Here is a 9090-nt window from a genome sequence, read left to right as displayed (position 1 = left end):
TCTTCCGATCTCGGCCCACGGCTGACCACCGTCCTCTCGGCTCGGGTACTGGGGTCCGTGCTGCACGGGTACCCGCTGAAAGCCGCCGAAACGGGCCGTCCGGGTCAACTGCGCACGGCGCGCACCACCACCAGCTCCTCCTGGTCCTCGTGCCGGTCGCGCAGCAGGCCCCGGCTGTGCAGCCAGGAACGGCGCTCGCGCAGCACGGGGCCGAAGGGCACGGTGGCCCGGTCCACCACGGTGGCGTCCAGCCCCGCGGCGGTGAGCCGGTCCAGGGTCGGCGCGGTGCCGCACAGCGCGGAGTGCACCAGGAGCAGGACACCGCCCCGCTTCAGCACACCGGCGCTGGTGTCGCAGATCCGGTCCACGAAGACCCGCCCGTCCGGCCCGGCGTCCCAGGCGCGGGCGGAACCCCGGCTCGGCGGCCTCGGCGCGGGCGCGGGGACATAGGGCGGGTTGCTCACCACCAGGTCGTACCTGCGGCCCGGCACGGCCGAGACGAGGTCGCCGCGGCGCACCGTGATGCGCTGCCCGGCGAGCAGTGCGTTGCACCAGGCGGTGGCCAGGGCCCGCCGGGAGATGTCGACCGCGGTGACCCGCGCCCCGCGCGCGGCGGCCCGCACGGCCAGCGCGCCGCTGCCGGTGCACAGGTCGAGCACGCAGGAGTCGGCGTCCAGCTGCTCCTTCTCCATGACACGTGCGATGAGATCGGTGTCGTGCTGTGGGGTGTACACGCCCGGCGGTGTCGGCAGGGCGGCCAGTGGTCCCATGTCGGCCTCCAGGGCGCTGATCGTTCCGCGTGCCGTTTCTGAGTGCCCTGCGTAGCGATCGCCACACCTCGGGGAGCCGAAACGTGATCCCGAGTGACCCAGTGGAGGCATTCGGTGACGCACGAGCGCGCCACGGCCCAGGTGGCCGTGGCGCGCCGGGAGCGTCGTGACGTCAGCAGTAGAGGTTGCCGCCGGGGGAGACGCCGAGGATCTGCGCGAAGCGCTGGTAGGCGTCGACGCGGCTCTGCACCTGGGCGGGGTTGCGGCCGTCGCACTCCAGGGAGCCGTTGATGCTGCGGATGGTCTGCCCGAAGCCCGCCTGGTTCACCATGGCGTTGTGCGGCGTCATGGAGCCCGGTCCGGACTGGGTGTTCCAGTACCAGAGGCCGGTCTTCCAGGCGACGGCGCTGTCGTTCTGCACCAGGTTCGGGTTGTGCAGCAGGTCGATGCCGAGCGCGTCACCGGCCGCCTTGTAGTTGAAGTTCCAGCTCAGCTGGATCGGCCCGCGCCCGTAGTACGCCGCCTGCCCGGCCGGGCAGCCGTACGACTGGCTCCAGTCGCAGTACGTCGGGTAGTTCGCGGTGTTCTGCTCGACCACGTAGACCAGGCCGCCGGTCTCGTGGTTCACGTTGGCGAGGAAGGCCGCGGCCTCCTGCTTCTTCACCGTGTCGCTGCCGGTGTTGGCGAAGCCGGGGTACGCGCCGAGCGCGTTCACCAGCCCGCTGTAGGAGTAGAACGAGTTCCGGTTCGGGAACATCTGGTTGAACTGGGCCTCGCTGACCACGAAGTTGCCGACGGGCGTGTTCCCACCGCCGCCGTCGCAGTTGTACGGGTCCCAGTACCAGGTGCTGATGATCGGGTCGTAGCCCGGGTTGTCGTGCTCGGCGATGTAGGCCTTGCCGTCGGTGTACCGGACGATGTCACCGGCCCGGTACGACTGGCCGGCCACCCAGTTCGGGTAGCTCGAACAGGAGGCCGCCGGAGCGGCGGAAGCGGCCGGCGCCGGCAGCAGCACGGGTGCCACGGCGAGGGCGAGCGCGGCCAGCGCGGCGGAGATGTGCCGTCTCGACACTGAATCAACTCCTAGATGTGCCACGGCCGTTCCAGCGCGGAGCGGAACGCGGGCGCGCTCACTGCAGGCATGCCGGAGACACCGGCGAAGGCGTGGGGGGCGGCCGTGATGGGGGGTGTGAGGCCACACTCAAACGCATTGGTCTGTACCAGTCAAGGGGATGTGCGGGGGAGGGGCGAAGTTCGGTCAACTTCCTTGTCTCGACGGGGAGTCGGGTGGCCGGGCGACGGCGTACAAAAGGGTGCGGAGGGCGTCCTCGACGCCCTCCGCACCCCTTCCGGATCTCAGCCGGTGCTCACCTCCGGCGCGTACAGGTCCAGCCATGTCGCGAGGTCGAGCGCCCGCTCCAGCCCCCGTCGGGCCGCCTGCGTGCCCGCCAGGGACTCGTTCTCCGCGATGCGCCGTACCTTCTCGCGGTCCAGGAGGTCGAAGACGCGGTGGGACGGCTTGGCGAGGAGGTCCTTGACCTGGGTCTGGAGAGCGCGGCCGTAGCCGGGGTCCTGGGTCGAGGGGTAGGGGCTCTTGACGCGGTCGTACACCGAGCGGGGGAGGACGTCCGCCGTGGCCTCGCGCAGGAGGCTCTTCTCGCGGCCGTCGAACGACTTCAGCGCCCAGGGCGTGTTGTAGACGTACTCCACGAGCCGGTGGTCGCAGAACGGCACCCGCACCTCCAGCCCGACCGCCATGCTCATCCGGTCCTTCCGGTCCAGCAGGACGCGCACGAACCGGGTGAGGTGGAGGTTGGACATCCGGCGCATGCGGAACTCGAAGTCGCTCTCACCGCCGAGCCGTTCGACCCCGGCGGCGGCCGTGCGGAACCCGTCCGCGATGTACCCCCTCAGGTCCAGCGCGTCCGTCAGCTCGGGACGCAGCACGCCCGTGTCGTCGCCGAAGTGGCGGCCGAAGCTCACCAGCCAGGGGAAGGTGTCCGCGTGCCGGGCCTCCTCGTCGAAGAACTGGAGGTAGCCGCCGAACACCTCGTCCGCAGACTCACCCGACAGGGCCACCGTGGACTGGTCCCGGATGGCACGGAAGAGCAGCAGGAGGGAGGCGTCCATGTCACCGAACCCGGCGGGCAGGTCACGGGCGCGGATCACTTGCTCGCGGGCGGCCGGGTCGGCGAGCGACTGCACGTCCAGGACGATGTCCTGGTGGTCGGTCCCGGCGAGCCTGGCCACGTCGTGGACGAAGGGGGTGTCCGGGGTCCCGCGCAGCTCGTCCGCGACGAAGTTGTCCGCCTGCCCGGCGAAGTCGACCGCGAAGCTGCGCACCTTCTCGCCCCGCTCCGCGAGCTGCCCGGCGGCCAGCGCGGTCATGGCGGAGGAGTCCAGCCCACCGGAGAGCAGGGTGCAGCGGGGCACGTCCGCGACGAGCTGACGGCGCACGATGTCGTCCAGCAGCGTGCGGACGGTGGCGATCGTCGTGTCCCGGTCGTCGGTGTGCGGCCGGGTCTCCAGCCGCCAGTACACGCGGGTGCGCAGGCCGGAGCGGTCCACGGTGACGACGGTGCCCGGCTCGACCTCGCGCATGCCGTCCCACACCGCGTGGCCCGGCGTCTTGACCATGGTGAACAGCTCGCGCAGCCCGTCCAGCGTGACGCGGGGGCGCACCAGCGGGTTGGCGAGGATCGCCTTGGGCTCGGAGCCGAAGAGGACGCCGTCGGCGGTCGGGTGGTAGTAGAACGGCTTGATGCCCATCCGGTCGCGGATCATCACCAGCTTGTCGTCCCGCCCGTCCCAGACGGCGAACGCGTACATGCCGTTCAGCCGCTCGGCCACCGCGTCGCCCCACTCCAGGTAGCCGCGCAGGACGACCTCGGTGTCGGAGTCGGTGGTGAACGGGTGTCCCCGGTCGGTGAGTTCGCGGCGCAGCTCGGTGAAGTTGTACGCCTCTCCCGAGTAGACGAGCGCGACGTTCCCCCGGGGCGTGCGCACCGACATCGGCTGACGTCCGCCGGGCAGGTCGATGATGGCGAGCCGGCGGTGCCCGAGGGCGGCGGGCCCCTCCGCCCAGACGCCCCGGTCGTCCGGGCCCCGGCAGGCCATCGTCTCGGTCATCGCATCCAATACGGAGTCCTCGGCGCCGAGATCACGGTCGTAGGACACCCAGCCGGTAATGCCGCACATGCGCTGCCTCCTGTTGCCGGCGTACCGCCGACCCGCTGCTGACCTGCGGTTTCCCACGAGCACCGGGCCCGGTCGCCAAACCAGTTGTATCAAGCACCTATGTGACGAGCCTCCGCCCGGCACCGGCGCCGGTCAACGGCTCCGTAATCTCCACGACACGAATCACCGCCCGTTTCGGCCGCACTTTGCCAAAGCGAAAACCGGTGTGTGCCGAGTGAGCAGGGCAGCGGCGCCGCGAACCGGCCACAGGCAAAAACTTCGCCAATCCCCGGGTGAGTTGCAGCGCCCGGCCAGGGGGCGTTACCTGGAAGCAACGACGGTGAGGCGAGGGCCACGGGCTCCGGCACGGCCGCGTCTTCCCACGCGTCCCGCACCGGCCCGCCTCCGTCGCCGTCAGCCGGCACGAGACGCGGAGGTGACGCAGGTGAAAGCCGTTGTCTACGAAAGGCCCTTCAGCGTCACGGTGACAGAAGTCGACGATCCGCAGATCCAGCACCCCAATGATGTGATCGTCCGCATCACCTCGTCCGCGATCTGCGGCTCCGACCTGCACATGTACGAGGGGCGCACGGCGGCCGAGCCGGGCATCGTGTTCGGCCACGAGAACCTGGGCGTGATCGAGGAGGTCGGCGACGGCGTGGTCTCGCTGTCCGTGGGGGACCGTGTCGTGATGCCGTTCAACGTCGCGTGCGGGTTCTGCAAGAACTGTCTCGCCGGGGAGACCGGGTTCTGTCTGACGGTGAACCCCGGCTTCGCGGGCGGCGCGTACGGCTATGTGTCCATGGGTCCCTACCCGGGCGGCCAGGCGGAGCGGCTGCGGGTGCCCTTCGCCGACTTCAACTGCCTGAAGCTGCCCGAGGGCGACGAGAACGAGACCGACTACATCCTGCTGGCCGACATCTTCCCGACCGGTTACCACGGCTGCGAACTCGCCCAGGTCTCACCCGGCGAGACGGTCGCGGTGTACGGGGCCGGGCCGGTGGGCCTGATGGCCGCCTACTCGGCGCTGCTGCGCGGCGCGTCCAAGGTGTTCGTGGTCGACCGGGTGCCCGAGCGGCTCGCCAAGGCCGAGGAGATCGGGGCCATCCCGATCGACTTCACCAAGGGTGACCCGGCCGAGCAGATCAAGGCCCAGACGAACGGCGAGGGCACCGACAAGGGCATCGACGCCGTCGGCTACCAGGCCCAGAAGGGCGACGAGAGCGGCCACGAGGAACCCGCGATCGTCCTCAACCAACTGGTGGAGACGGTCCGTCCCACCGGCCGGCTCGGCATACCGGGCCTGTACGTCCCGTCCGACCCCGGCGGGCCGGACGAGCACGCCAAGCACGGTCAACTCCTGGTCTCCATCGGCAAGATGTTCGAGAAGGGCCAGAAGATGGGCACCGGCCAGTGCAACGTCAAGAAGTACAACCGCCAGTTGCGCGACCTGATCGCCTCCGGCCGCGCCCGGCCGAGCTTCGTGGTCTCCCACGAACTGCCGCTGGAGGAAGCCCCGCGGGCGTACGACAAGTTCGACAAGCGGATCGAGGGCTACACCAAGGTGGTACTGCACCCCGGCCACGACCTCGCGGCGTGAACCGGGGCTCCGGCCCGCCGGTCAGGCGTGCTGGGCGGTGATCTTCCGTCCCGGCGCCGCGTGGTGGGCCGGAGCGTCCTCGTCCGAGGTGCGCAGCCGCTGGAGCCAGAGCGTCGCCGTGACCAGCAGCCCGGCGAACAGCACGAGCAGGAGCAAGGAGACCCACATCTGGCGACTGCCGGGATGCATCCAGCCCGTCCAGATCGCGGCGGTGAGCCACAGGGCCACGCCGGTCGCGTAGAAGGCACGCACCCGGCGCAACTGCCGTACGGCCCGCAGGATTCGGGAGTGATCGGTCTTCGCTGCCATGCGGCCCCTGTACCCCCGATTCCGCGCCGCACGACCTCTTGATCGCCAACTCTTGCCGTCCGGCAACTTCGCCCTGGTCAGAGGCATACGACGACCAGGGCGGTGTCGTCCGTCATGCCCTCGGCGGGGAGCATTTCGGACAGCACGGCGTCGGCCAGCGCCTCCGGCGACAGGGTGTCCCGGTTGCTCTCCAGCGACTCCACCAGCCGGTTCAGCCCGGTGTCGATGTCCTGGTGCCGCCGCTCGATGAGACCGTCGGTGTACAGCACCAGGGTGTCGCCCTCGGTGAAGCCGACGGTGGCCTCCGGGCGGGGGCTCGGTTCGAAGGCGGCGTCCAGGGGCGGATCGGTCGCCCGGTCGAGCAGCTCCGCGCCCCCGGCACCGCGCAGGAGCACGGGCGGCGGGTGCCCGGCGCTGGAGTAGGTGAGGGTGTGGTGGTCCCAGTCGATGAAGACGGTCACCGCGCTCGTGGACTGGGCGCCCTCCAGGGAGTGGGCGTAGCGGCCGAGGACCTCCAGGGCCTGGGCGGGTCCCTTGACGACCCGTGAGGTGGCGGACAGCGCGCTGCGGAGCTGGCCCATCACACCGGCGGCCGCCAGCCCGTGGCCGACGACGTCGCCGACCGCGACGGCGATCCGGTCCCCGTCGACCAGCTTGGCCAGGTCGTACCAGTCCCCGCAGACGTTGAGCGAGCCGACGGCGGGGCGGTAGCGGACGGCGATCCTGTGGTGGTCGACCGGGGCGGGGGCCGGGAGCATGGCGCGCTGGAGGGCGAGGGCGACCTCGCGCTCGCGGGCGTGCGCCTTGCGGAGCTGTTCGTTGAGCTGGTGCAGCTCCCGCATCCGGCTGTACAGCTCGGCCTCCAGATTGCGCTCACCGCCCGGACGTCCGGTGGCCCGCAGCAGCTCGGTGACCTCCTCCACCCGGTGGATCAGTACGGCGATGTGCCCGTCCGGCGCGAACACCGGCGCGTTTACCGGGCTCCAGTACCGCTCCTCCCAGCGGCCGGGCTGGTCGGCCGACTCCACGTCGTACCGCTGCAGCGCCATGGTGTCGGGCTCGCGGTTTTGCAGCACCCGGCGCAGGGACGCCTCCAGGTTGTGCGCGCCGGAGGCGCCGGGGTCCGCCGGATTGTCGGGGAAGGCGTCGAAGACATGCCGGCCGACCACCTGGTCCCGGCTGCGGCCCGCCTGTGCGAGGAACGCCAGATTGGCATCGACGAAGACCAGATCGGCACTGATCAGCGCGACCGCGCCCGGCAGAGCCTGGAACACCGCCGCGTAGTCGATCACCATCGTTCCAGAGTAGTCGGAATCGCCCTTCTGTGGATCATCAGCGCATATTGGGGTGCGGGGATGTGTGTTCCGGGTCTGCCCACGGGTAGCCGGTTGGCCGTACCGTCCGGTAATACCCGGCCGCCGCCACCCGCCCCGCGGCTTTCCGGACCGGAGAACGAGAGGACGTCATGGAGCACTACCGAATCGTCAACCCCGCCACCGGCGAGACCGAGCGGGAGTACCCGACCGCGACCGACGCCGAACTGCGCGAGGCGCTCGAAGCCGCCGACACCGCTCAGCGCGAGTGGGCCGCCCGGCCGCCCGCGGAGCGCGCGGCCGTGCTGCACCGGGTGGCCGACCTCTACGAGGAGCGCAAGGACCAGCTCGCCGCGATCATCACCCGCGAGATGGGCAAGCCGGTCCGGCAGGGCCTCGGCGAGATCGACATCGTCGTCTCGATCTACCGGTACTACGCCGACCACGGCGAGGACTTCCTGAAGGAGGAGGAGCTCGACGTGGCCTCCGGCGGCCGCGCCGTCATCCGCAAGGAGGCCGTCGGCACCCTGCTCGGAATCATGCCGTGGAACTTCCCCTACTACCAGGTCGCCCGCTTCGCCGCGCCCAACCTGATGCTGGGCAACGCGATCCTGCTCAAGCACGCCCCGCAGTGTCCGGAGTCCGCGCTGGAGATGGAGCGGATCTTCCAGGACGCGGGGCTGCCGAAGGGGGCGTACATCAACATCTTCGCCACCAACGACCAGATCGCGGACGTGATCGCCGACGACCGTGTCCAGGGCGTCTCCCTCACCGGCTCCGAGCGGGCGGGCGCGGCGGTGGCCGAGATCGCGGGCCGGAACCTGAAGAAGGTCGTGCTGGAGCTGGGCGGCTCCGACCCGTATCTGATCCTCGGCGTCTCGGACATGTCCCGCGTCGTGAAGAACACCCTCCAGGGCCGCATGCTCAACGCGGGCCAGGCGTGCAACGCCTCCAAGCGGATCATCGCGCTGGACGAGCACTACGACGACTTCGCCGAGCAGTACACCGAGGCGATCCGCCGCATCGTCCCCGGCGACCCCACCGACCCCGGCACCTTCATGGGCCCGCTCTCCTCACAGAAGGCGCTGGAGACCCTGGACGAGCAGGTCCAGGACGCCGTCTCCAAGGGCGCGACCGTGCTGGCCGGCGGCCGCCGCATGGACCGGCCGGGCGCCTGGTACGAGCCGACGGTGCTCGCCGGCATCACGCCCGACATGCGGGCCTACAAGGAGGAGCTGTTCGGCCCGGTCGCGCTGCTGTTCAAGGTGGGCTCCGAGGACGAGGCGGTCGAGTTCGCCAACAACTCGCCGTACGGGCTGAGCGCCTCGGTGCAGACCGACGACGACGAGCAGGCCGAGCGGGTGGCCCAGCGCCTCGCCGCCGGGATGGTGTTCCTCGGCGGCCCGGCCGGCACCGCCGCCGAGCTGCCCTTCGGCGGGGTCAAGCGGTCCGGCTTCGGCCGCGAACTGGGCCGCTTCGGCATGGAGGAGTTCGCCAACCACAAGCTCGTCCGCGTCACCCGCTGACCCCCCGCCGCCCTGAGCGTCACGTCCGCTGGAAGAACTCCACCTCCGCCAGCGCGACGTGCCGCCCGCCGGACAGGCCGACCGGGTCACTGAGTGTCAGCCGGACCGAGGTGACCCGGCTCATGCCGACCGCGACGGGCTGCGGGCCGGGCTTGTCGCTCAAGTCGATCTCCTTGCGCCGGACTTGGCCGTCCTCGGAGTAGACGTCCATGTTCAGGCGGAGGGCGCGGGCCTGGGTGCCGTAGTCCTCGGCGTTCTTGGACGCGCCGTTGGTAATGATCACGTCCACGAACCGGAACGGCTTGGCGAAGGCGTACGTCACCGACGCGCTCTTGCCGGGGATCGCCCAGTAGCGGTTGGTCAGCCCGTCCGTGGTGAGCCGGCCCGAGTGCCCC

At 70.6% G+C, this 9090-nt stretch carries 7 protein-coding genes and 1 pseudogene; 2 read left to right on the top strand and 6 right to left on the bottom strand.

The features are described 5' to 3' along the window. Positions 1 to 104: 104 nt before the first annotated feature. From GT030_RS07120 to asnB, 3 genes are all read right to left on the bottom strand, one after another. Positions 105 to 770, bottom strand: a complete 666-nt coding sequence (locus GT030_RS07120) for a HemK2/MTQ2 family protein methyltransferase (RefSeq protein WP_161200347.1) — start codon at positions 768 to 770, stop codon at positions 105 to 107. A 172-nt stretch (positions 771 to 942) separates the two neighbouring features. Further along, positions 943 to 1842 carry a glycoside hydrolase family 19 protein gene (locus GT030_RS07115; RefSeq protein WP_161200346.1) on the bottom strand — a complete coding sequence of 300 codons (900 nt, stop codon included), beginning with the start codon at positions 1840 to 1842 and terminating at the stop codon, positions 943 to 945. Positions 1843 to 2126: 284 nt separating this feature from the next. Continuing rightward, complete coding sequence (asnB, locus tag GT030_RS07110; protein WP_161200345.1) at positions 2127 to 3968, bottom strand: asparagine synthase (glutamine-hydrolyzing); 1842 nt, start codon at positions 3966 to 3968, stop codon at positions 2127 to 2129. Positions 3969 to 4392: 424 nt separating this feature from the next. Here asnB and GT030_RS07105 point away from each other — a divergent pair, with 424 nt between their 5' ends. Continuing rightward, positions 4393 to 5547, top strand: coding sequence for a glutathione-independent formaldehyde dehydrogenase (locus GT030_RS07105; protein WP_161200344.1), 1155 nt, complete (start codon positions 4393 to 4395; stop codon positions 5545 to 5547). A gap of 21 nt (positions 5548 to 5568) precedes the next feature. Here the strand turns inward: GT030_RS07105 and GT030_RS07100 are convergent, their stop codons facing one another. Together GT030_RS07100 and GT030_RS07095 are read right to left on the bottom strand one after the other, a co-directional pair. Further along, positions 5569 to 5856, bottom strand: a complete 288-nt coding sequence (locus GT030_RS07100; RefSeq protein WP_086695328.1) for a hypothetical protein — start codon at positions 5854 to 5856, stop codon at positions 5569 to 5571. A gap of 77 nt (positions 5857 to 5933) precedes the next feature. Next, entirely contained in the window at positions 5934 to 7151 is a 1218-nt protein-coding gene (locus GT030_RS07095; protein ID WP_161200343.1) for a SpoIIE family protein phosphatase, read from the bottom strand. Positions 7152 to 7321: 170 nt separating this feature from the next. Between GT030_RS07095 and GT030_RS07090 the strand changes: the two genes are divergently transcribed. Next, positions 7322 to 8695 carry an NAD-dependent succinate-semialdehyde dehydrogenase gene (locus GT030_RS07090; RefSeq protein ID WP_161200342.1) on the top strand — a complete coding sequence of 458 codons (1374 nt, stop codon included), beginning with the start codon at positions 7322 to 7324 and terminating at the stop codon, positions 8693 to 8695. A 19-nt stretch (positions 8696 to 8714) separates the two neighbouring features. Here the strand turns inward: GT030_RS07090 and GT030_RS07085 are convergent. Beyond that, positions 8715 to 9090 (bottom strand): annotated as a pseudogene (locus GT030_RS07085) (zinc ribbon domain-containing protein); the annotation flags it as partial.

The sequence above is a fragment of the Streptomyces sp. SID1328 genome (assembly GCF_009865595.1).
GTDB classification, from domain to species: domain Bacteria; phylum Actinomycetota; class Actinomycetes; order Streptomycetales; family Streptomycetaceae; genus Streptomyces; species Streptomyces griseoluteus.
The sequence above is the reverse complement of the archived record's forward strand: the minus strand, read 5'-3'. Positions and strand labels throughout refer to the sequence as shown.

What these genes read in the sequence shown, in the direction of transcription:
- GT030_RS07095 (WP_161200343.1), bottom strand. Translation starts at nt 7,151, where the DNA reads ATGGTGATCGACTACGCGGCGGTGTTCCAGGCTCTGCCGGGCGCGGTC.
- GT030_RS07120 (WP_161200347.1), bottom strand. Translation starts at nt 770, where the DNA reads ATGGGACCACTGGCCGCCCTGCCGACACCGCCGGGCGTGTACACCCCA.
- asnB (WP_161200345.1), bottom strand. Translation starts at nt 3,968, where the DNA reads ATGTGCGGCATTACCGGCTGGGTGTCCTACGACCGTGATCTCGGCGCC.
- GT030_RS07100 (WP_086695328.1), bottom strand. Translation starts at nt 5,856, where the DNA reads ATGGCAGCGAAGACCGATCACTCCCGAATCCTGCGGGCCGTACGGCAG.
- GT030_RS07090 (WP_161200342.1), top strand. Translation starts at nt 7,322, where the DNA reads ATGGAGCACTACCGAATCGTCAACCCCGCCACCGGCGAGACCGAGCGG.